General features: G+C 54.5%; 14 protein-coding genes. 4 read left to right on the forward strand and 10 right to left on the reverse strand.

Translation table 11 applies throughout. The features are described 5' to 3' along the window. Entirely contained in the window at positions 1–1,515 is a 1,515-nt protein-coding gene (locus tag KDC22_RS26400) for an IMP dehydrogenase (RefSeq protein WP_211720895.1), read from the forward strand. 30 nt (positions 1,516–1,545) lie between these two features. After that, entirely contained in the window at positions 1,546–2,073 is a 528-nt protein-coding gene (gene hpt, locus KDC22_RS26405; RefSeq protein WP_211720896.1) for a hypoxanthine phosphoribosyltransferase, read from the forward strand. A gap of 57 nt (positions 2,074–2,130) precedes the next feature. Here hpt and KDC22_RS26410 read toward each other — a convergent pair whose 3' ends face one another. Next, entirely contained in the window at positions 2,131–3,165 is a 1,035-nt protein-coding gene (locus KDC22_RS26410) for a LacI family DNA-binding transcriptional regulator (protein ID WP_211720897.1), read from the reverse strand. A gap of 150 nt (positions 3,166–3,315) precedes the next feature. Between KDC22_RS26410 and KDC22_RS26415 the strand changes: the two genes are divergently transcribed. Together KDC22_RS26415 and KDC22_RS26420 are read left to right on the forward strand one after the other, a co-directional pair. Further along, the gene (locus tag KDC22_RS26415) at positions 3,316–4,626 is read left to right on the forward strand and encodes an FAD-dependent oxidoreductase (protein WP_211720898.1); all 1,311 of its coding nucleotides are present in this window, start codon (positions 3,316–3,318) and stop codon (positions 4,624–4,626) included. 54 nt (positions 4,627–4,680) lie between these two features. Next, positions 4,681–5,727: a glycoside hydrolase family 88/105 protein gene (locus tag KDC22_RS26420; protein WP_211720899.1), complete on the forward strand. Its 1,047-nt coding sequence runs from the start codon at positions 4,681–4,683 to the stop codon at positions 5,725–5,727. Between the two features lie 164 nt (positions 5,728–5,891). Here the strand turns inward: KDC22_RS26420 and KDC22_RS26425 are convergent, their stop codons facing one another. The 9 genes from KDC22_RS26425 to KDC22_RS26465 form a co-directional block, all read right to left on the reverse strand. Continuing rightward, positions 5,892–7,577 (reverse strand): hypothetical protein, encoded by a 1,686-nt coding sequence (locus tag KDC22_RS26425; RefSeq protein WP_211720900.1) that lies wholly within the window; start codon positions 7,575–7,577, stop codon positions 5,892–5,894. Between the two features lie 114 nt (positions 7,578–7,691). Beyond that, positions 7,692–9,998, reverse strand: a complete 2,307-nt coding sequence (locus KDC22_RS26430) for a helix-turn-helix domain-containing protein (protein ID WP_211720901.1) — start codon at positions 9,996–9,998, stop codon at positions 7,692–7,694. A gap of 37 nt (positions 9,999–10,035) precedes the next feature. Beyond that, positions 10,036–11,637, reverse strand: a complete 1,602-nt coding sequence (locus KDC22_RS26435; RefSeq protein WP_211720902.1) for an extracellular solute-binding protein — start codon at positions 11,635–11,637, stop codon at positions 10,036–10,038. A gap of 60 nt (positions 11,638–11,697) precedes the next feature. Then, positions 11,698–12,576: a carbohydrate ABC transporter permease gene (locus KDC22_RS26440; protein WP_211720903.1), complete on the reverse strand. Its 879-nt coding sequence runs from the start codon at positions 12,574–12,576 to the stop codon at positions 11,698–11,700. 37 nt (positions 12,577–12,613) lie between these two features. After that, complete coding sequence (locus KDC22_RS26445; protein WP_246553008.1) at positions 12,614–13,585, reverse strand: ABC transporter permease; 972 nt, start codon at positions 13,583–13,585, stop codon at positions 12,614–12,616. A 294-nt stretch (positions 13,586–13,879) separates the two neighbouring features. Next, positions 13,880–19,336, reverse strand: a complete 5,457-nt coding sequence (locus KDC22_RS26450; protein WP_211720904.1) for an S-layer homology domain-containing protein — start codon at positions 19,334–19,336, stop codon at positions 13,880–13,882. Positions 19,337–19,747: 411 nt separating this feature from the next. Beyond that, on the reverse strand, positions 19,748–21,310 hold the full coding sequence (locus KDC22_RS26455; protein ID WP_211720905.1) for a glycoside hydrolase family 76 protein: 1,563 nt from the start codon (positions 21,308–21,310) through the stop codon (positions 19,748–19,750). A 63-nt stretch (positions 21,311–21,373) separates the two neighbouring features. Further along, a complete protein-coding gene (locus tag KDC22_RS26460; RefSeq protein ID WP_211720906.1) occupies positions 21,374–22,426 on the reverse strand; it encodes a glycoside hydrolase family 76 protein in 1,053 nt (350 codons plus the stop codon). Between the two features lie 17 nt (positions 22,427–22,443). Beyond that, positions 22,444–23,520, reverse strand: a complete 1,077-nt coding sequence (locus tag KDC22_RS26465) for a glycoside hydrolase family 76 protein (RefSeq protein WP_343221803.1) — start codon at positions 23,518–23,520, stop codon at positions 22,444–22,446. Positions 23,521–23,543 lie beyond the last annotated feature (23 nt).

Genomic DNA, 23,543 nt, shown 5'->3' on the forward strand with positions numbered 1-23,543 from the left:
ATGGCTTATTATTACGAACAGCCTTCAAGAACCTTCAGTGAGTTCCTGCTGGTGCCCAGTCTGACTACCAAAGAATGCATTCCCGGAAATGTGGATCTTAGAACACCGGTCACCAAATTCCGCCGAGGAGAGACCCCGGCACTGACCATGAACCTTCCGGTGACTTCGGCAGTCATGCAGGCCGTATCTGACCACAACATGGCGATTGCCCTGGCTAAAAGCGGCGGTATCTCCTTCATCTACGGCTCCCAGTCGATCGAACAGCAGGTCGAAATGGTCCGCCGGGTCAAAAAGTTCAAGGCCGGGTTCGTCCTCAGCGATTCCAATCTGCGGCCGGAGGATACGCTTCAGGATGTGTTAGTGCTGAAGGCGCGAAGCGGCCACTCCACTATTGCCATCACGGACAATGGAGAACCGACAGGCAAGCTGATGGGGATTGTCACCAGCCGCGATTACCGCGAGAACCGGCTGCCGCCGGACTGCCCGATAACGGAGTTCATGACCCCGCTCGCTTCGCTGATCTATGCTGAAGAAGGAATTACGCTGACCGAAGCCAACGACATGATCTGGGATCATAAGCTGAACTGCCTGCCGATTGTGAATGCCACCGGCCATCTCGTCCATCTGGTGTTCCGCAAGGATTATGACAGCCATCAGGAGTATCCGCTGGAGCTGCATGATGACAACAAACAGCTCATCGTTGGCGCAGGGATCAATTCGCGGGATTACAAGGAACGTGTACCTGCGCTCGTGGAGGCTGGGGCAGATATCCTCTGCATCGACTCCTCCGACGGGTATTCGGAGTGGCAGGCGGAGACCATTCATTATATTAAGGATACTTTCGGGGAGCAGGTGAAGGTTGGCGCAGGCAATGTTGTCGATAAGGAGGGCTTCCTGTACCTCGTCGAAGCGGGGGCGGACTTCATCAAGGTCGGCATCGGCGGCGGCTCCATCTGTATTACCCGGGAGCAAAAAGGAATCGGCCGCGGTCAGGCCTCCTCCGTCATCGAAGTCGCGGCGGCCCGCCAGGAATATTACGAGCAGACCGGCATCTACGTCCCGATCTGCTCTGACGGCGGGATTGTCCATGATTATCATATTGTGCTGGCCCTGGCGATGGGCGCTGACTTCGTGATGCTTGGCCGCTATTTCGCCAGATTCGATGAAAGTCCCGGACGCAAGCTGCTGGTCGGCGGGAACTTCGTAAAGGAATATTGGGGTGAAGGCGCAAGCCGTGCCCGCAACTGGCAGCGTTATGACTTCGGCAATGCCGATAAGGAGAGCAAGCTGGAGTTCGAGGAAGGCGTGGATTCCTTCATTCCTTATGCGGGCCGGCTGAAGGATAATCTGGATCTCAGCATCAGCAAAATCAAATCCACCATGTGCAACTGCGGCTCACTGACTATCCCCGAATTGCAGCTGAAGGCGAAGATTACACTCGTCTCCTCCACAACAATCTTTGAAGGAGGCGCACATGATGTTATGCTTAAGGAAAAGGACAGATCATCCTCCTGATCACATCCTAATCCATAAGGAGCGTCAACCATGACCCAAATTACCAAAGTTCTGGTCAGCAAGGACCAGCTGCAGCAACGAGTAAGAGAACTGGGAGCTGAAATCTCGCGTGACTATGCGGGCAAGGAGCTTGTCCTTATCTGCATCCTTAAGGGCGGCGCTGTATTCATGTCCGACCTGATGCGCGAAATCACCTTCCCGGTCGGCATCGACTATATGTCGGTGTCCAGCTACGGAGCAAGCTCCACCTCCTCCGGTGTCATCACGATCAAGAAGGATATCGACATGGATATCCGCGGCAAGCATGTCCTGCTCGTCGAGGATCTGATCGACACCGGCCTGACGCTTCAGCATCTGAGGCAGCTGTTCGCCCTGCGCGAAGCGGCAAGCGTCCGTATCTGCACCATCCTCAGCAAGCCTTCACGCCGCCTGGTCGAAGTTCCGGTCGAATACTGCGGCATTGACATTCCTGACGAATTCGTCGTCGGCTATGGCCTGGATTACGCCGAGCAGTTCCGCAATCTGCCGGAGGTCTGGATTGTGAAGACCGGGGACTAGACTAGGATTAAGACGCCGTCAATTCTCCTATAGCTGGAGAATTGACGGCGTCTTTGTTCAGCAGAGGGATGGCTCCGCAACCGTCTCCCCTGTCAGAAACGGTCCCAGCAGCCGGATTTGCTCATAAGGCGCCAGCGGATTGGCAATCCGCCGCAGCATCAGTTCAGCCGCCCGCTCCCCTGCCTCCTGAACCAGCAGCGCCGGGCGCGACAAGCCGGGACAAGTCTCCAGTTCCCCATGCTCCATCGCAACAATTGATATCTGCTCCGGAATATTAAGTCCCAATTCCTGCACCTTCTGCAGAATGGGCCCGGCTTGTCCATGATTCGCCGAGAGAATAGCCGTAGGGCTTCCGGTCTGAAGAATGGCCGATAAGTCAGCAAGCCATTTAGGATCAGCGGGGTTCACATGATACATCTGTTCAGCAGCGGAAATTCCCCGGCTTGCGCAGGCGGCCCTGAAGCTCTGATAGCGCAAGCGGAATCCCCGCTGTCCGTCCGGCTCACCCACGTACAGAATTCGGCGATGACCGCTGCGGCAGAGCGCATTTACCGCAAGAATGATCGCATGCTGGACATCCCAGATTACACTGTCCACCTCGGTCCCTTCGGGCGGGAAATTGATCATTACCTTCGGAAGACCAAGCTGCAGCAGAATAGTCTCTGCCCAGACGGGCAGCAGCGGCGATAGAAACAATCCGTCGCAGTATAGAATGCCGCTCTTCTCCAGCCAGTCCTCCAGCTTGTCCGGCTGGTGTCCCTCAAACGGCAGCAATACGGATTGTACCTGATGGCCCAGCTCATCCATGCGCTGATGCAGACCATAGAACTGCAGATGCAGAAGAGAGTGGTCTGCAGGCATCAGCATGACGAACCGGCGGGGCTTACCCGCCGCATAGGCAATGGATTCAGCGGCAAGCCCCGCTTCCTGCGCTTTGGTCGCATAATTCATTGCCCGGGCAGTAGCGAATACCAGCCTGCGGGTCGGTTCCGACATGCCCGGCAGCCCGCGCAGCGCTTTGGATACTGTGTACACGCTCAGCCCCAGGCGGTCCGCCAGATCCCGCAGCGTAACCGTTTTTCTCTTTGACACACGGCTTCCCCCTTTTACTTGGCCATTCCATTCTTCCATAGCTCTCCTGCAATGCAACCCCACAATCCCCTAAGTACAACTAAAATCAAGCTATAATCCCTTGTTCCTTATATCTATTATAAAGCTAAGCTCTATATAGAAAGGATGAAAATGGTGAAAAAAGAACAGATAAATCTGCAGGTGGCCGCAGAGGTATATGCGGAGGCCGATGTCGTCGTGATCGGGGGCGGTCCTGCCGGGACAGCGGCGGCCATCGCCGCCGCCCGCTGCGGACAGAAGGTGATTCTGCTGGAGCAGTCGGGGCAGCTTGGCGGAATGGGAACACTGGCTAATGTCAGCATTTATATGAGTGTCGGCAACGTGACCGGCATCTACCGTGAAATGCTTGAGGAGACGACTCCCGAAGCCGTTCCCGGCTCCCACCTGATGTCGCTGCACTCCCGGAAGGACCAGTATTCCCCCTTCGCAGTGCGCCATTATCTGAACGGCAAACTGCACCGGGAGAAGGTTAGGGTCTTCTACCACACCGTCTATGTCCAGCCCGTCATGGAGGGGCAGCGGGTACGCGGAGTACTGGCCCGGACCCGGGAAGGGCTGAAGGCTTTCATGGGCGGAATTGTGCTGGATTGCTCCGGGGACGCCGCTGTGGCCAGAGATGCCGGAGTGCCCATGCGCTACGGCCGGGAACAGGACGGATTAACGCAGCCTATGACCCTTATGTTCACCATGCAGAATACCGGCAAGCCGGTTGTCCCTTATCTTCCTGAGGACTGTGAGGTATATGAGACCGTAGGCGATCTGCCGCAGGGACGCCACCTGTACTGGGAAAAGAATGGCGACGGCACGCTTCTGGTCAATATGACCCGCGTTAAGGGCAACGGTGCCCGTATTGAAGACATCAACTTCGCGGAGCGCGAGGCGCTGCGCCAGGTTTTCTCAACGGCCCATTATTTGCAGCGCAACGGCTTTGAAAATTATATTATTGCCCATATTCCCGGCCAGACCGGTGTAAGGGAAACCGGGCAAATCGTAGGCCTGTACACCTTGACCGAACAGGATTTGCTCGAAGCCCGCAGGTTCGGGGATGTCGTGGCGCAGACCAATTATGAAATCGATATTCACAGCCCCGACGGGCAAAAAACGACGGATGAGCGCCAGCTCGGGAGCTACGACATTCCGTACCGCTGTATGGTGCCTGCCGGTGTGCAGGGGCTATTGGTAGCGGGACGCAGCATTTCGGCGACTCATGTAGCCATGTCCTCCATGCGCGTGCAGGCCACCTGCTATGCGCTGGGTCAGGCAGCGGGAATTGCGGCAGCTGTCGCCAAGGAGGAAGGCACCGTCCATATGGCGGATATTTCAATGCCGCGGCTGCATCAGCTGCTGGCTGAGCAAGGCGTACAGTTTCATGGAAGTGTGCTGTCTGCTGAAGGGGACAGCAGACAGCAGGTTTCACACTGAATCTTTCGGCATAAGCATAAGCTGAACTATATCACACAGGAGGACTAGTAGATTATGACAACATTGACTTCATCCCGAGCGCTTCAGCATGCAGCAAGCAAGGTATATTCATATATGCTCCTGGATCATTCCGGCAATTGGGGAATGGACATGGCGCATTGGGATTGGGTTCCCGGCGTAGGTGCCGCCTCTATCCTGGAATACTATCAGCAGGACGGCGGAGAGGAGATTATAGACCGGCTGTCAGAATGGGCCCTTGCGCATTTGCACCAATCCGGGCATGCGAAGGTTATTAACTCCATGGCTCCGTTTGCCATCTTTCCCGCGCTGTATAATGCCTCAGGGAATCCTGTCTTTAAGGAGACCGCAGTCCGTACCGGTCAATGGATGCTGCATGAAGCGCCTAGAACCCGGGAGGGCGCTTTCGAGCATACAGTAACAGAGCAGGCAAGCTTCCCGGAGCAGGTCTGGGCGGATACCGTGTTTATGGCTGTACTGTTTCTGGCCCGTCTGGCCCGGCTGACCGGAGAAACCGGATATGCCCGCGAAGCCCTTAGCCAGCTGGAGCTTCACCTGAGACTGCTTGAGGATAAGCAGAGCGGCGTGCTGTTTCACGGCTGGAACGGTATCACCGGTGACCATATGTCCGCAGCCAGATGGACAAGAGCCAACGCCTGGATCGCCCTTGCAGCGCCCATGATTCTGCAGGAGGTGGAAGGCCTGCTGCCTGTGCCTGCCTCCATTCCGCAGCGATACCGCCGCTTGATGGCGGCGTTAATCGGTTATCAGAGTCCGGCCGGACTCTGGCATACGGTTATGGACCGGAGAGACTTCTATCTTGAAACCTCCGGGAGCGCCGGCATCGCAGCCGGGATATTCAAGGCTGTACGGATGGGCCTGCTCGGCGAAGCCGCTCTCGAACCTGCCGGTGCTGCACTTGAAGCGGTGCTGGGCACGATTAAGGACGATGGGGAGGTCGGCGGCGTCTCCGGCGGCACTCCGGTGATGCCCACCGTGGACGCCTATAATGAAATCTCCTGCATACCGACCCTCTACGGTCAAGGCCTGGTGCTCATTCTTCTGGCCGAAGCCATGAAGTGAAGCCGGACTCCGTTCACAAGACCCCGCCTATGCGGGGTGAAGCCAGACCAAAGGCACCGCAATCCTTGCGGTGCCTTTGGTCTGTGCCGGGCTTGTATACCGCAGCACTTATTGTTCAGATTGCCGAAGGAAGATCAGATTCCGGGTCTCCTTGAGTCTACCCCTTAATCCTGTCCTCTGAGCGCCTCCACCATGTCCGGCTTCAGACGCAGGTTAAGCGCCAGTTCCCCATCCTCCGTATTCCAGCTTGCGGCAACTTCTTCCCCGTTGCCTGCGGCTGACACGGTTACGGAGAGGGGGTCCGGGCTGCCGTCCCGTCCCTCATCCTCGCGGACCGACAGGGCAAAGACCGCCGCCGCCTCGTCCAGAGCCGTAAAATCAATTCTCCGGCGTTCCCCGCTGTACAGCACAAGATCAAGGCAGAGATTATCGCCGCTGTGGACAATTTGCCATTCCGGATTCTGGACCAGCGCAGTTGCCCCTCCGGCAAACCGGGCATACAGGCCGTTAAGCTCCAGCTTCACCCCGCCTATGGATACCACCGCCCCGCCGTCCACGGCATCGGCGGTTACACCGTCAAGGCTGCCGCCGATTTCCAGCCGCAGGCGCAGATCCTCCGCCTGGATGCCGCCGTCAATCCGGTCCAGTCCGATATGGGTATCCCCGCCGTTCAGCGAGAGCTGAAGACCGCACAGCACGTTCCCCTTGCGCTGCTCGGCCGAAAAGACGGGCGCGGAAAAATCATAGCCGTCATGCAGCATCCGCAGCGCCGCATAGACTGTTCCGCCGGGACCGTCCACATAGGCCAGCAGATTGCGCCGCTGATTCCACATCACTTCTTTGCTGGCCGAGCCAACTGCATACCGCGGGGTAATATAGCTGACCGCGGTTTTTTCATAGCCATCCTCACTGCGGTAATACACCTCGCGTACTTCTCTTTCGGCGGCTTCCGTGAACAGGGCGCGGTAGGGCTTGGGGCAGACAATCCCGAGTTTGTACCATTCCAGATCGTACAGCATCTCCCCGCCAGCCAAAAAGTCCAGCTCACCTTCCATAGCCAGCTGCAGAAATGCACGGGTTGCATCCGGCAGCAGGGTGGAATAACAGCGGCTATGCGGTCCCGCCCATTGCCCTGTGGACGCATGAAAATGCCGTGCCACCCCCTCCCAGGCCAAATTCAGCATATCTTCGCATATTTCCAGCGCCCGGCTAACCTTGGTCGCGGAGCGGATGCGCGACAATTCAATAATCGCCACCTTGGTGTACGTCGGACTGTTGTATTCCTGAAACGTCCGGGTACGGCTGGCATATTGATGGAAGGCCTCGAATTTCTGCAAGCCATAATCCAGATAGCGCGGATTCTGAAACACTTCTCCCGCGAGCAGCGTTACAAACGATCCCATAATGGCAATATTCGTATAGTGCGGACCCATGTTGCGCCGGATGATGGATTCGCAGGCGTGAAATACCGATTCCCGCACCTTCTCCAGCAGCTCCGCAGGCATCCGGTGTTTATGCCGGATTACTGTTGTTAGAAGTACTTTACCAATAAAATCCGCCCAGTTCCAATCAGGGGGCCTCATGCTTGACAGGGGCTCTTCCAGGTAATACGACCAGATGCCGTAAGTTACGCTGGCCGGATCACGGTCCTGAAGTGAAACGATTTGCCGGATCACGGCAAAAGCCCTATCCTCAGCATCCGTAAGCCCGGTATCCAAAAGCCCTTGGGCATATTCAATGGAAGAACGTATGGAATGCACCTGTTCCACATTCTGAAGTGCGGTGTGATAGCCGTTGGTTGTATATTTCTCTCTGATCATCGAATGCACCGGGCTGAATTGATTCTCCAATTGTTCAAGCCTCCACCGCAGGAGAGCCTGTTCATCGAGCATATTATTCATTGTGATCCTACCCTTCATATAGGAAGGAGAAGCCGCCAATGCCCCGGCTTCTCCCGCTCCCTGTTACTTGCGCCGCTGCTCCCGGAATTCGGAAGGCGTCAGCGCAGTGAACTTTTTAAAAATGCGGACAAAGCTGTTGACGTTGCCGTAGCCGACCGCTTCGGCAATATCCATAATTTTGCCGTCCGTCTCCTCCAGCAGCCGTTTGGCCTCAGCCATGCGCAGCGCCATCAGATAGTCGATGAAGTTGCCCTCGGTCTGCTCCTTGAACAGCTTACTCAGATGGGACACGCTGACCCGGTATTCCTCAGCCAGCAAATTCAGCGACAGATCGGTTCGGCTGTAATTGTCATGAATATATTCCAGCACCTTAAGAATCAGACCGTTCTTCTCCCTGCTGCTCCGTTTCTCTTTGATGGCTTCCATATGCCCCTGCAGGGTCTTTATCAGAAATTCCTTGATTTCTTCCAGGCTTTTGTGCAGATTCAGCGATTCCTGCAGCTCCTGGGGCATTTGGATGTTCTTGTGGCCGATGCCGACCTCCTCGGCAATCTCCGCCGCCTTCATCAGGCATTGAAGGCTGAGCTGCCGGATGATCTGGGGCGGCACGCCATATTCGGCGAAGGCTTCGAACCATCGCTCCACCTGCTCGCGCAGCTTCGTGCCGTCCAGCAGCTTCAGCGAATCCATCATATCCTCCGTCATCGCCACCAGACGGTAGAAGCGGGGAGAAAGATCGCTGTGAATATCCTCGCGGGTAATGATCGAGTTCGCGCCGAAGACAAGGCGGTAGGACAAGGCTTCTTTGGATTGCTTAAAGGACTTGTGAAGCTCTGTCATGGACTCCACCAGCCCTCCCACCCCAATGGAGATGGTGCGCCGGAAATTCTCTTCCACATACGATTTGATCAGTTCCGCCACAGCCACCGCCCGCAGTTCGGCATCGGCATCATCGTCGGCAAAGCTGATGATGATCGCACAGGTACCACTTTCCAGCTCAATGGCAGCGCCCTTTCCCTCGGCCAGAATCAACTCTTCGGCCAAATTGCAGAGCGCATAATTGTACAGGTGCACATCCCGGATCGGGGCAATCTCCTCCCGCCGGTCCAGCTCCGCATTTAGCACGACAAAACGGTTCGGATGAAACTGGATTCCGAGCATTTCCATATACTGCACAACGTTGGAGATATTGATCTTATAGTTAGAGAGCAGCTCCATCAGCAGCTGCCACTTCAGCATGGGGCGGGTCTCCTGCATCTGCTTGTGCAGCTGGTCGCTCTGGACCAGAATCCCTTCAAAAGCGGACTCCAGAAATTGCAGATCATCTGCCCGGTCTGTCTCCTTCACCTGCGGAGAATATTCGTTCAATTTGACGGAGAGTGTGTGCAAAAACCGGTTCAGCGGTCTGAAGGTCCACTTGCTGAGCGCCAGGCCCATGGCGGCAGCGGCAATGAGGATCATCGCCGAAATCACGGCCAACGTATTGCGGAGTGCAATAAGCGGCTGGTTGAGCTTAAGATCGGAAACGGTGCGGATCAGCGTCCATCCGGTGTAGGGAGAGTCCGTATAGAAGACCATCGACGGCTTCTGATCCACCTGTGAGTGAAAATTCCCCGTTCTGCTCTTGCGGCTCAGCGCCTCATGAATGTATGAGGATTGGCCGATGTTCTGCCCCAGCTTGTTCTCGGCGGGATGAAGCACGATCTGCCCCGTCTCATCCACAATGTAGGTCTCCCCAAGATCCTCATCTTCATTGTGAATCAGCGAAAGCAGCATTTCCGTCTTCAGATTTAGCGCCACCGCCCCTTTTCGTGTACCCACGGAATGCAGTAACGGGTAGGTACGGACCAGCGTGACCACATTTCTGTAGATCGGCGAGGTGGACCGGTTAATGACCAGCTGCCGGCTCGGCAGCCACTCAAAATAGCCGTCGAACGTCTCGAACGAGTTGATCCATCCATAATCGTCCAGCTTGCGCTCCTCGGTCAGCACATCTCCAGAAACCAGCCTGTTCTGGCTGTAAGAATACATATCGATGGAGAAGATGTAATCGTCGCTGCGAATGAGCCTGTCGATCTGTCCGCCCAGCCGGAAATCATTGCCCGCCGCTTCCTCACTGGGTAGCTTTTCATCAAAAAACTTCCGGACCTCATCATACTGAACGAGCTGCACGGACTCATTGTCCACACTTTTCAGCACCAGCTCCAGCTTCTGGTTCATATGCTCCAGCAGCTCCATATTCGTCCGCGTCAGGCGGTCCTTAAGATCGCCGGTGAAGATGAAATAAAACAACAGCCCCGATATGCACACGATCAGGAACAAAAGAATCAGCAAGCCCGCCATCAGTTTTTTTGCCCATTTATTCTGCAAAGCTCCCCATCCTTTAGTTCCCGACTGATCTCAGCCGTTACTTAAAACTGGCCTTGTTCTGCTCGTACCATTCCTGCGCCTGGACCTCTACCTGCTCTCCGCCCAGCCGTTTCCATTCCTTGCGGATTTCCTCAAGCGCCCAGGCCCCGGTATACTTGCTTCCCTGTGTGGTAACCTTGGCGCGGATTTCATTGATAAAAGGCGTCATGGATGTCTGGATTTCGTTGAATTCCACAAAGCTTGGCTGATATGGAATATCCCGTCTAAATTCATTCTTCATCGCCAGCTCAAGCCCCTGCTGGCTGAGCGCGGCAAGGCGCTGGGAAACTTCGTCCGAAGCGGCCTTCACCAGCAAATCTTCCGGTTTGAACGTATTGTTGCGCAGGATGGCGTATTCTGCGGCGTATCCTACTTCTTTCTTGAATTTGTCAGCGTCGATCACCTTGGCGACTCCGTTCACATCGGTGTAGTGCTCGCCCTCAATGCCGTTGTTAAGTGCCTTCCAGCCTTCATCCACCATCCAGTCCAGATAATTCACAGCCGCTTCGGGATCGGCCATATCCTTGTTGAAGGCAACATAAATGAACGGGGAAGTCTCCTGATACAGGCCGAATTTGCCGTATTTCGTGGATACCGGCTCCAGCGGCACAGGCTGCGCATCCGGCACATTGGCCAGCATATCCTTCAGTTGAGATTCCATCGTTCCGCCGCCCCAGTTGGCGATATAGATGCCTGCCTTGCCGGTGGTCCAGAGCTGGATGGCCCGCTGATTGTTCTTGTCGGTCAAATATTCCTTATCGACCAGCCCCTGCTCGTATACCTGCTTTTCGAGGGACATGACATCGCCGAACCGGTCAAGCAGGGCACCGTACGCCATCTTGCCGTCTTCCAGATACCACTGGTTGTTCATATCCGCATAAATGGCCGAATAGAAGTCAAAGGTTGTTGAGCCTACGATCGGCGTCGTATCCGCGGCGCCGTTGCCGTCTGGGTCTCCATCCTTGAAGGCCTGGGCGACCTGAAGCAATTCGTCAATGGTGGTCGGCATGTTCAGTCCAAGCTTATCCAGCCAGTCCTGGCGAATCCAGGCGCCGTGATTGGCAACGGAATTCATGGTCCGCTCCGTGGCGACTGCATACATTTTTCCGTCGAACGTCAGGTACGGCTTAAGTTCTGGATGCGCTTCCAGATAAGCTTTGTAAGAAGTGCTGTACTTCTCGATATATTCATCAATCGGCTGGATCGCCCCTTGAGTAACCAGCTTTCCGATATAACTGCGGTCATATTCCCAGATCAGGTCCGGCGCCTGGTTGGAAGCGATCAGCACATTTAATTTATCCTGGGCCTGTGCCCGGGGAACCGGAATAATCTTCACGTCTATCTCGCTCTGCTCCTTGATCCATTTTACCCAGCGGTTGTCCTCATACGTGCCCTCATCACTGGAAACGCCGCCGCGGTCGAACATTGAAACACTTACAGCCTTGGGCTTGCTGTTTGTCGCCTCGGGGCTGGAGGTTGCCGACGAATCTGTCTTGTGGCTGGCCGTGTTCGTGTTGTTTGCGCACCCGCTCAGCAGCGTGGCCGCCGCTATCCCCAGTGTCAACGCTGAGGACAACCATTTGGTTTTGTGCATTTTCATTTTTTAATAACCTCCCTTATTAATTTAGCATATCTTCAAGCTTGTGGTAAGCTCGTGATATCAGCCTTTGACCGAACCCAGCATTACGCCTTTGACAAAATGCTTTTGCAGGAACGGGTAAACACAGAGAATCGGCGTGATCGAGAAAACAATGGATGCCGCGCGTATTCCCTCCGGTGTAATGGAAATCTGCCCTACGCCTTCCCCGCTCTTCAGCAGTTCGGGACTGACCATTTCGATCATCTGATACAATCTGACCATCAGGGACATTTTGTCGGTGCTCTGGATATAAATCAGCACATTCATATAAGAGTTCCACCAGCCCACTGCATAGAACAGGGTCAGAGCCGCAATGACCGGCATGGACAAGGGAAGGATAATTCTCCAGAGTATGGTCAATTCATTGGCTCCATCGATAGCGGCGGATTCTTCCACCTCTTCCGGGAGTCCCTCGAAAAAGGATTTCATGACAAACATGTTATAGACGCTGATTAATGCGGGCAGCCAGAGCGCCCAATACGTGTTGACCAGCCCTAGAGCGTTAATTAACAGAAAATGGGGAATCATCCCGCCGCCAAACAGCATGGTGAACAATACAGCCATCAGAATAGCGTTTCTTCCCCGCAGCCTGCTTTTGGACAAGGGATAGGCGCACAGCACGGTGAACAGCATATTAAAAGCAGTCCCCGCAACGGTGATGATCACCGTATTTTTCATGGCTACTACCAGTTGCCCGTCGTCAAACAGATTGCGGTAGGCGTCCAGATTAAAATCAACCGGCCAGAGGAAAACCTCCCCGCCGCTGATCGCCCGGCTGCCGCTGAAGGATGTGGCGATAATATTGATAAAGGGAAACACTGTCGCCGCGGCAAACAAGGCAAGCGCGATATAATTCAGCCACCGGAAAAATACGGATGAGAACTCGGCTTTGGCTTTCATAAATGTAATCGACCTCTTTCTGTAAGCATGATTCCTCCTACCACAGGCCCCGCTCTCCCATAGTCTTGATCAGCCGGTTGACCGAAATGACCAAGATAAAGGCGATAAGTGACTGGAACAGCCCCAGGGCCGTTGTATAGCTGTATTGAAGATTTTCGATCCCGCGGGTATAGACATAAGTACTGATAACCTCTGCAACCTGGCTGACGGCGCTGTTCTTCATGGCGTAGACCTGCTCAAAGCCGACATCCATCATTTGGCCTACCCGCAGAATCAGCAGAATTGCGGCGGTACCGCGGATACCCGGCAAGGTGACATGCCAGATTTGTCTGAATTTACTGGCTCCGTCGATTTTGGACGCCTCGTACAGGGTAGGGTCAATGCCGCTTATAGCCGCCAGATACAGAATCGTTCCGAATCCCGCCTCCTTCCATATGCTTGAAGTAATGAAGGATACCGGCCACCAGAAGGTGTCTGCCATGAAATAAATCGGCCCCAGACCAACCCATTGCATCAGCTGATTCACGATTCCGGTGGATGGGGACAGGATGGCGATGACGATGCTCCCCAGAACCACCCAGGAGATGAAATGCGGGATATACAGCAGATTTTGCAACACACGCTTGTAGCTGCTCCGGGTCACCTCGTTGAGCAGTATAGCCAGAATAATCGGCACCGGGAAAGCAAATACGAGACTGTACAAATTAAGCAGCAGCGTATTACGCAGTACTGTATAAAATTCCGGGCTGGCAAACAGTTTCCTGAACTGCTCCAGACCCACCCATTCGCTCCCCCATATTCCATCCGCCAGCCTGTAATTTTTAAATGCAATAATTTCTCCGAATAATGGGGCGTATTTGAACAGCACAAAGAATACAGCAACCGGAATAAGCATGAAATACAAATATTTATCCCGCTTCAGCTGTTTCCGGAATCGGCTTTTGGATACTGCGGCTCCGGAGCCTTTCTGCATCGCCGGTGGAATATAGGGCTCTGCGGATTGTGACAAGTTAATCTCTCCTTTCTTGTTTCTTGCTAAAGGCTCGTTCAGTAAGCGCATCCCCTATCTGAACGGCTGCCCTCAAATTAGCATGAAAGAAGGCGCTTCCGAAACCTTCTCTTTCCCGTTTTCTACACCATTTCCCGATCCGGCACCCTTCATCATTTGTTCCAACCTTCATTTTTTAAGCCGGGCAGTACATTCGGTTCCTTTTTTGGAAGTTTATATAGCATAAATAGCGGCATTCCCGAAGGAATGCCGCCCATGCAATCATTATAAAGATTCGCCGCCCTCTATCTTAACTTAAGACTCAGACACAGCCGTTTCCTGCTCCATTATTCTCAGCAGGACCACTACCGCTTCGGCGCGGGTCGCAGTTTTCAGTGGAAGAAATTTCCCCAGAGCGTCTCCTTGGAGGAGGCCTGCTTCGGCTGCACCGGATACCGCTGCTTTGGCCCAGACCGGAATGGCTGCTTCATCCTTGAAGGATATCTTCTCCGCAGCCGGCTTCACTTCCGTTCCGTAATGCGCCCGCATGAGCAGAACCGCCAGCTCCGCCCGGGAGAGCGGTGCTCCGGGCCGGAGGGTGCCATCCCCGTAGCCTTCTATCCATCCGGCCTGCACGGCTGCGGCCGCAGAGCTTCGCGCCCAGCTGCTTACCGACTGCGCATCCGTAAAGGACAGGCCGCTCAGACTCTCTGCCGGCTGCAGCGCCCGGGCCAGCAGCGCCAGGAACTCCTCGCGGACAACCTGCTGATCCGGCCGGAAGGTTCCGTCCCCGTAACCGTTCGCGAGCCCTGCAGATATTGCCTGCAGGATGCTGTCCTTGGCCCAGTGACTGCCAATATCGCTTGGGGCGGTTCCGGTGCTTGTTCCAGTCTTCTCCGGCTCAGCCGGAGAAGAGCTGAGCGCGAATACGGCAAACTTCGTGAACCTGTTCACCCCGGCAGTAAGCCTGTCACCGTCCACCGTTCCTGCAAGCTCCACCCAGATACGCTCCTGCTCGCTCCAGGCAAACATTGCGGGCTGCTGCTGCGCCTTCAACTGCGCCTTATCAAAGCGGATGCTAAGTGTTGCAGATTTGGCGGGGGTCAGGGAGGGCACCATAGTGATCTCATAGACCGGACTGATCAGTTCTCCCGGCAGAGTCCACCCGGAATCCTGCCCATTCTGCAGCTTATTGATGGAGAAGCTCACTGCAGTATCCATAAATCCGCTGGGGAGAATGAGTCTGACCTCATCTCCGAGCCGCACCTCCCCGGCCTGCCCTGCCGCCAGACTCAGCTTGCCCGGCAATGTGACTCTATCCGTGGTGCCGGGATTGCTGCCCGGATCAGGATTGCTGCCCTCTACGGTTCCCAAGTCAAGCAGCAGCGGTGAGAAGGGATCAAGCGTTACGGCCGATGCTCCAAGACTCTTGCCCTGGATCAATTCCTGTATGCTTTCCGGCGCCTGTCCATTGAGAAGTATATCTACCTGTTTGGCCCGCCAGCTGTAATTAGCGATATTCAGCAGCAGTCTGCCTTCGTATACACTGGTTCTCCACTCCACATTGGAGACTGTTTCTCCGGTTTGAGCATCCATCAATTCCACCTGAAGCAAATTCTGCTGTCTGAGTATCGGAATAAGCTGCGCTTGCAATGCCGGGAGAGTCGGCGAAGTTAACGCGGTTGCAGTTCCTGTTACAGGAATAACTGCAGCATGCGCCATAATATAGCTTCTGGCCGCTTCCGGATGCGTCTGGTTATGGGCATCCCGGATAAAGGAATCCTGGCCCAGCACAACCGCCTGCCCCCCTTGTTCAATATAGGCTTTGACGGCTTCTATAGTCTCTTCATCCACATTCCGGGCATCCGGAATAATCAGCAGCTTGACGGAAGACAGCTTACCTTCCCCGATCTGCTTCTCACTGACAAAGCCGACCTTCTGCCCGGAGAGGGACAAAGCGGAATAGGCCCGGTCCACCGCCTCCAGATAAGCCGGACGGTACAGGTTGGACGCCTTAGAATACAGAACGGCCGTTTCTACGGGAGCGTTCTGGAAGGAGGTCACCTCACGTGCCAGACGGTTCAGGTCCAACCCTGTTGTGCCTATAGCCGAAACAACATCCGGACGGTACAATACACTGCCCTCGAAATCGCTGGCGGGATCAGTAGTTCTTTCCCACACCCAAATGGTAGAAGCACTTCGTCCATGGATAGCTCCCTGCCATATATCGTTGCGCACATGGGGCGCCTGTTCAGGCACATAGCGGTTGTCGCGGTCGGGAATGATGTGGTCTTCGGAATTGAACACAGGAGCCCTTTTAAAGGAGGACAGCAGATCATAATATTTAAGCTTCTCTATAATCGTTGATCCCTCGTCATGCAGATAATTCCAGGCATCCAGACCATTCAGATCACTGAGGCCGGATATCTGCTCCGGATCTATCCCCCAAGATAACGGGGACTTGGCCAACTGGGACTTGGCCAGCACTCCACCCATGATTTTTACACTTACAGGAATATCCGGCGCCATTTCATGGATAATATCTGCCATCCATTCATGCCACTCCGCAAACAGCTGGTCATTAAAGCTGATCCAGTCATAATAAAGTGCTGTCCGTTCCTCTGCCTGCGGCATCGCAACCTGCTCAAAGGATTCATAGGCGGTATTGTACACGGCATTCAGCTGTCCAATATCCGAATACATCTGCTTCAGATAAGACTGCCATGCGGGCTTTTGCGCAGGATCTTTATAAGAGATGAACACCGGTTCATTGGATAATACGATATTCTGGATAGCAGGATAATCCTTGACCATGGGAATCAGAGTGCGCAGATAATCCTCAATCACTTCCCTTGCTTTCGGATGATTAAAGTTAAATTTGATGAAACCGCTGTTATTGGAACGGATTTCAGGGTACTTTTGCAGCAGGAATTCCGGGAAATAGTGCGGTGACAGCAGCAGGCTCACCGCCTGATTATGTTCACCGGCACTTTGCAGCGCCTGCTGGATATCATTGCGGATGGTGGCCGTAGAGATGAGATAATCCTCTTTCACTACCGTACCGTCATCCTCAAATCCGGGATACGCCGCCAGATTGGCGGTGGTCCCGCTTTCCACAATGCCAATACTGTCGATCAGCAGAGAATCGGTTACATTCTCGGACACGATGCGGAAATCGAGCGAGGTCTCGGCACTGCCCGTGCGATAGGTTTTGGTAATTTTCTGCCAATCATAGGTTCCCGACGGGATACCCAGCCGGGTTGCGAAGGTCCCGAACCAGACGTTGTTTACATTGGCGCCTTTGACCCACATGCTGAATTCATAATTGGTGTTTGGCTTGACGGCTATTTTCTGCCATACCGTTCCGTACACATTTGCAGCCTTGGGCGTAAGGTTGACTATCTTCAAGGCACGGCTTCCTTCGTGAACCACTTCTGTCCCGTAAGAAAAGCTCGCCTTGGCTCCCCCCCTGAGCTCCGTGCTCCACCCAAGTATCGTATTGGGCGATTGGAGGATACGGTTAGGCCCGGTCTCCATCTGGATCATGTTCGACCCAAGCTGGGACAGAACAGGAATATCCTTTTTCACCTGGGCAAAATGCCCGTAACCGGTAAAGAAGACCGGTCTTGACTCCTCTGTCCCTGTCTGCGAATTGATCGTGTTGCCAATGAAAGATTGCCGGTCGATAGTCACATCACCGGTAACATAATGCGGAACCGGGAGACTGGTCTGTGTGCCGGCCAAATAAGCCTCAAGGCGGTCCTCGGTCTGCTGGTACAACAGCAACAGCTGGTCCCTGACATATTGGGCCCGCTCCAGTTTATTTTGGACGACATCTTCCTTGCCATAAGGAATAAATTTATCGATGACCGCGATATCCAGCTTTTCATAATCCACTGCGATGCCCTGCGCCTCCACCTGCTCCAGCAGCGCTTTCAATTCACCCATATTATCTTCAAGCTGCTCTATGTCCTGTTCAATCTGAGTGCCGGAAGGAAGAATGTCGAGCTCCCACTCCAGTGTCCTCTCTTCGCCCGTTCCCGTTTCCCTGACCTCTGCCGTGAGCGATTGCTCTCCGGTTCCGGCAAAGGAGGCCGTAATCGGATACTGCAATACGGAATGCGCAGGTACTGTAATATTCCTCCATGCCGGGTCCACTTGAGCTATCTTTGTCTGGAATTGCTTCGCCTGATCTGTGGAATTCACCAGCTTCAGCTGAAAGTCCAGCGGTTCATTCTGCTCCGCTGTGTAGCGGTTCTCTTCCGGCTGCATATAATCACGGTCCAGCCATGCTGCCCACGTACTGTTTTGCGGGATGAAGAACAAATTCCCGAAGCTGTACTGGTCCTTCAGTTTCGCTATGCCCGGCGTCCATTCCACCCAATTCTTCCGTCCGGCTCCGTCATTGTCATTCAGCACAAAATTGAAAGGCATGGATGCCCCCGGTTCATCCGCATGGAGAGCACTCCAGGGAATTTCAGCCTCATAGATGGTTTCAGAGCCAACCCGCTTGGTCTGCAACTGGATAGGCTGCTTATCGACGGGCGTATCTCCCTGATTCCATGTCCATACCTCAGGCGCTCCGTTCACCTGGGCGAATCCATATTCCGGACCGTACAACACACTTGTTCCCGAAGCGAACTGGATACTGTCCCCTGACCACATCGCTGCTCCGGCCACACCGGATTGCACATCATCGCGCACCTTCGCGGCAAAATAGAAGTGATCTTGATTATAAGCAAAATATACTCTGCCTAATAAATCGTCAGGTCCCTGCCAGTTGGCCAAATTGGCCTGGCTGCTTCCGGATAGCGGCAATTCGATGTAGGAGGCTTCGTCCCATTCACTTAAATCGCCGTCCAGGATGATCCCGTCCGCATAATAGACAGGCACCGCCTTTCCTTCCGCCAGACTTCCAAGGAAAGTCTGTTCATCCGTCACCGTGCCTGCCCCGGCTCCGTTTACGCTATAGCTGAAGGTTGAGACAGGACTGTCTGCATATCCCAGGCTTTTTGCATGCGCTTTCAAAACTAATGAACGATCGATGACGACCGGCCCGGTGTACCATTGCTTTGTCGGAGACAAGGCAGGGTCCGTGCTATCTGTTGTGTAGTAAACGGCAGCAGAGACGGTTGCTGTAGCCAAGCTGACAGCTGTGCCTGATTCCACGGGTCCAGAAGGAGGATCGGCGCTGACAGCCGCAGCTTGCGGCACAGTCTCAAAGTCCCCGTTCTGCAGCAGATTGGTATCCGTTCCTGCCTCCGCCATCGTCAAATCATCAAGCCAAAGCGCCCCTGTTACGCCCTCGGAGAGAACGGTGAACGGGTAAGAGGTGGCCGAGGCATCTGTTGTAATATTAAACACCATGGACTGCCAATCGAAGGTTCCCGCCGGCAGAGCCTTTTTTAGCGACCAGCCGGCATTTAGTGCGATACCTGAGTACGAGGCTTGAGTCCCCTTGACCTTCAGGCTCACCTGATAGGTGGTATTGGGCTTCACCGGAACATGCTGCCGGATCGCCAGAAACACATTGCTGGCCTTGGGCGTCCGGTTGACTATTTTTAACGCGGCCTGACCTGCGCTGAATACGGTTTGGTCGATGTAGACTTCCCCGTCCACCCCATTGTTATTGTAGCTTGTTGGCCAGCCTGGAATATTGGCGATCGGCGCAGATGCGGCATATGCAGGAGGGATGTTAATCCCGCTGCCCAGGATCAGCAGCACACTAAGCAGTACGGCAGCAACTCTTGCGGAATACCTTTGGGTTCTCAAAATCGAATGCCTCCTTTGCGGCTATAATTGCTTCGCTTATTCTCGCACTCCGGCCGGAGCTCCGGACGTTCCTCCTTTCCTTCAAAGTCTAAAGCACCTATAACCTACCATCTGGCATCGTTTTGTGTTATCTGCACCTTTTGTGACAGTCTACTTTATTTGTGATTTTGAGGTTTCTATTTTTGTGCTTCTCTCTATCTAATGCTTAATTCCATAGAAAATAACACCCGAAGCAGGAGATATATCGCATCTCCATTCTGTACTCCTTCAGGCATTATAGAGCTCCATCCACTAGTTTAAATCTGACGCTCTACTAGAACCAATAAGCAAGCACAAGGGAGCGCCGTATGGCGCTCCCTTGTGCTGCAATATTACCTCAGGACCCAGAAACTCCAGCGTCGCCCGCAAAAATCAAAGCCCGCTAAGCAAATCAACATTAAGATAGTTCGTATTTCCCAGTGCACTGTTATACCCCAATTGGATGGTATTAGAGCCTGCGTTCAGCGGTACCGTGACCGACACCGTTCCGTATGCGCTCCAGCTGGATGTCGAATTGAACACCAGATTGGAGGCTACAACCGTGCCGTTCACTTTTACGAAGCGGGAAGCATTGCCTGCCCCTGCCGCGTAGCGGAAGGTAACGGTTCTGGTTCCGGCCGTATTCTGGTTGACATAGAAATCAATGGAGGTGCCGCTTGTGTTCCAACCCCCGACATACCCTCTTCCTGTGAATCCGGCATTGGTGCTCTCATTAATCATGCCGCCTCCGCCCGCCAGCGTCCGCGCAGCGTTCTCCGCTTCATAAGCCCCGTTACCGGCAATGTATCCGGTGTAGCCGTCAGCGGGAACGAGCTGCAGAACGGAAGCGCCCGCAGCGGCAGCCAGGCTCTGCACATAGGAAGTACCCGTATTACGCAGCCAGTCGCTGCCGATGATTCCGTCGCTCATGCGGCGGTGATTCCAGGCCTGCGTTGCATTCTGCTGAAGAAAGCTTAAGTATTGCGGCTGTCCGCCCAGCGTACGGAGACGGTTCAGATTGCGGGCAAAGACCATTTTGAAACCCGCAGCATCATTCTCCCCTTCATACAACAGAGTCTGGGCGGAGACCATTTTATTAACGGCATACCCGGCTGCATTGTTGGCATCCGTTAGGTAGGCGGAAGCTCCGGTAGCCTGATATAGGGATACAGCCGCCCCCAGGAACGTTCCGTAATTGTAAGTGAAATCCCAATCCTTAATGAGACCGCTGCCCGTACCTTCAATATGATCATTGATTTTGCTGCCATTGACCAGGGTAGATTTGGTCCAGTTATAGATTTGAGTAGCTTTGGTCAGATAAGCATTATCATTGTAGGCGCTATACAGCTTGACTGCGGTCATGACCATCGGGGCATTCGTGGCCATATTCTTCTGGGCATTGGCTTGGCCCGGTACATGCGCATCCCTTCTCCACCAGATGCCGCCGCCGTACGCGCCGTCCCATTCGTTGTAGATTTGGCCAAACAGGAAGCTGGAACGGTTCAGATACTCCGTGGTTCCAGTCAGTTCATAGGCCCTTGCGCAGGCCAGCGCCCACCAGCCCAGGTCATCGTTGAACGGATTCGTCATCATATCCGGGTATTTGGCGTTGAATCCGGTGTAAATGTCATCAATCATCGTGCGGTAGACATTGCTGCCCGTACGTTCGTAGGCATCCATTACGGTCTCCCAGAGCTGTGCCTCCCACCAGAAATCGGTGTAGAGCCCCCCATCCGGTCCGTGGGCATGTTCGGAATGAATCAGATGATCGCTGTTCGTATAGAAGTATTTGGCGGAAGAATCATAGAATACCTGCACGAATGAGTTCATTGCAGCATCAGCATTGGATACGGTAAAAGCCTCTGCCGTACCTCCAGCACCTGGAGCAGGCACAGTCAGAGACAGGGACAATAGACAGAGAACAGCGGCCGTTCTTACTTTCTTCCAGATGAACATTTCCGGGTACCCCCTTCATTTGTACATTTCGTCCATAACCGTCAGTCGGCAATGGGCTAATGCTTAAAGCTTGGCTGCTCCCTCAAGCAGCATCAGACCGCTGAGCTGAACACTGAGCTGTACCGGCAACACGGGAACCTGCTCCCAGGAGGGTCCGCACAGCCCCAGCGTCCGGTCCAGCCCTTTCGCCCAGAGCATACGGGCATTGGCCCATATGACTTCACGGACCCGGTCATTTCCGGGGAAATGCTGCTCCAGCTGTACCAGATAACGGATCAGAATCCCCTTGAATAATCCGGTATCGTCAATGCCTTCATCAGGCAGCAGCATAGATTCAGCGTGGCATAAGCGGTCGATGCAGGCCTCAGCGGTCCGTCGGGCATCTGCGGCATAGCCGGAATCGCCGGTGACACGGCAGAGCTCGATCCCCGCTCCCATGAACACTCCCTGACAATAAGTGAATTCCCAGTCGTAATCTATCTGCCCATCCCCCTGGCGGTTGATTCCATCCCATACGAACCCGCTGTCAGGGTCAACCAGATTCGCCTGGTTCCAGCGGTAAATCCGGATCGCCCAGTTCAGATCCTCCTCCTGTCCAAGCAGCGAGTATAGGCGGGCGGCCAGAATAGCGGCCGGGGCATTCGCCGGCGTGTTCTTGTAATCGAGCTGATCCTTTTTCCAGGCCATCCCTCCCCCGCAGTGCTCATTCCAGGCCGTCTGAATATCAGCCCACAATTCAAGCACAGCACTCAGATATTCCGCTTCGCCGGTAGCCTGATAGGCCCGCAGCAGCGCAAGGGCAGTCCATTCCATATCATCATAATAATTATGCGTGAACGTCCCGCCGTTATAGGCGTGTAAGCTGCGGCTCAGACTACGGATGCGTTCGGCATATTTGGAATCCCCCGTCCGTTCATAAGCATCGGTCAGCGCATCAATGACATGAGCCTGCCACCAGTAGTAGAAATTGTCACCTGGCCGGCTGTATTCCTGCGGGTACCATTGGTCCATAATTCCGCTGTCCGCATTATAGTAGCGCCGCCAGAGGGAGTCTTGAAGCCAGTCCGCACGTGCTGCCCAGTTCTCTGCTAATGCTGTCCCGTTATAATGATCCATAAGCCAGCTCCTCCTATTTAAAATGAGGGTTGAGCATTCGGCTGCCTGGTCCCTGTAAGCACAGCCATCCGTTCCAGCAGCTTAATGCCGCTCAGCTGGGTGCTCAATTGAACAACGCCCGAAGGTGCCGTATTCCAATCGGGTCCGAAGAGAACCTGGTCTGCCGCCTTCCCTTGGCTCCACAGCATCTCTGCGTTGCTGCGCAGGAAGGCCGCAGCGACTCCGTCTTCCGGCTCGGCTAATGCCAGTTCTGCCGCATAGCGGACCAGAATGCCCTTGAAGAGACCGGCATCGCCGCCGCCTTCATCCGGAAGTATGCCGTCATGCGGGCCAGCCAGCTCCTTGACCGCTGCGGCGAAGGTGCGCCGCGCTTCCTCAAGATAGTCACGGTTCCCGGTAATCCGGTATAGCTCGATAGCCGCACCGATATACACACCTTGATTGTAGGTATATTTCCAATCCTTATCGATCCCGCCGTCACCGGTACGGTTCATCCCATCCCAGACGAAGCCCGTGTCCGGGTCCACCAGATGGGATTGCAGCCAGTCATACAGCGCATGCGCCCACTCCAGGTCCTGCGGATCTCCAAAAGCCTGATACAGACGGGTGGCTAGGATCGCAGCCGGGGCATTCGCCGGGGTGTTCTTGTAATCCAGCTGCGTTTTCTGCCAGGCAATGCCGCCCCCTGAATGGCTGTTCCAGCCGGTTCTGATATCCGTCCAGAGGATAAGGGCCGTCTCTTTGTATAACGCCTCTCCCGTTGCCTGATAAGCGCGGAGCCAGGCCAGGGCCATCCACTCCATGTCGTCGTACAGCTCATTGGGCCATACCCCGTCATTGCGGCGGAGCAGCCCCGCATGCAGAGCGGATAGCCGTTCACGGTACCCGGCGGCCCCGGTCCGCAGCAGACCGTCCACCAGTACATCCACGGCATGAGCCATCCACCAGTAATGAAAGACCGTATTACATGCTCCATCTGGACAAGGAGTCTCAATATCATACATTCCAATAGCTTCGTTCCAGAAGAATACCTCCAGCGCTTCCTGCGCCGAGTCCGCCCGTTCCGCCCATTGTTCAAGCTCCATTTGCTTCATATGGTCTCTCTCCCCGTATATGA

Source organism: Paenibacillus tritici, from assembly GCF_018207515.1.
Taxonomy (GTDB): domain Bacteria; phylum Bacillota; class Bacilli; order Paenibacillales; family Paenibacillaceae; genus Paenibacillus_AQ; species Paenibacillus_AQ tritici.

What these genes read in the sequence shown, in the direction of transcription:
- KDC22_RS26400 (WP_211720895.1), top strand. Translation starts at nt 1, where the DNA reads ATGGCTTATTATTACGAACAGCCTTCAAGAACCTTCAGTGAGTTCCTG.
- hpt (WP_211720896.1), top strand. Translation starts at nt 1,546, where the DNA reads ATGACCCAAATTACCAAAGTTCTGGTCAGCAAGGACCAGCTGCAGCAA.
- KDC22_RS26415 (WP_211720898.1), top strand. Translation starts at nt 3,316, where the DNA reads ATGGTGAAAAAAGAACAGATAAATCTGCAGGTGGCCGCAGAGGTATAT.
- KDC22_RS26420 (WP_211720899.1), top strand. Translation starts at nt 4,681, where the DNA reads ATGACAACATTGACTTCATCCCGAGCGCTTCAGCATGCAGCAAGCAAG.
- KDC22_RS26435 (WP_211720902.1), bottom strand. Translation starts at nt 11,637, where the DNA reads ATGAAAATGCACAAAACCAAATGGTTGTCCTCAGCGTTGACACTGGGG.
- KDC22_RS26440 (WP_211720903.1), bottom strand. Translation starts at nt 12,576, where the DNA reads ATGAAAGCCAAAGCCGAGTTCTCATCCGTATTTTTCCGGTGGCTGAAT.
- KDC22_RS26455 (WP_211720905.1), bottom strand. Translation starts at nt 21,310, where the DNA reads ATGTTCATCTGGAAGAAAGTAAGAACGGCCGCTGTTCTCTGTCTATTG.
- KDC22_RS26460 (WP_211720906.1), bottom strand. Translation starts at nt 22,426, where the DNA reads ATGGATCATTATAACGGGACAGCATTAGCAGAGAACTGGGCAGCACGT.
- KDC22_RS26465 (WP_343221803.1), bottom strand. Translation starts at nt 23,520, where the DNA reads ATGAAGCAAATGGAGCTTGAACAATGGGCGGAACGGGCGGACTCGGCG.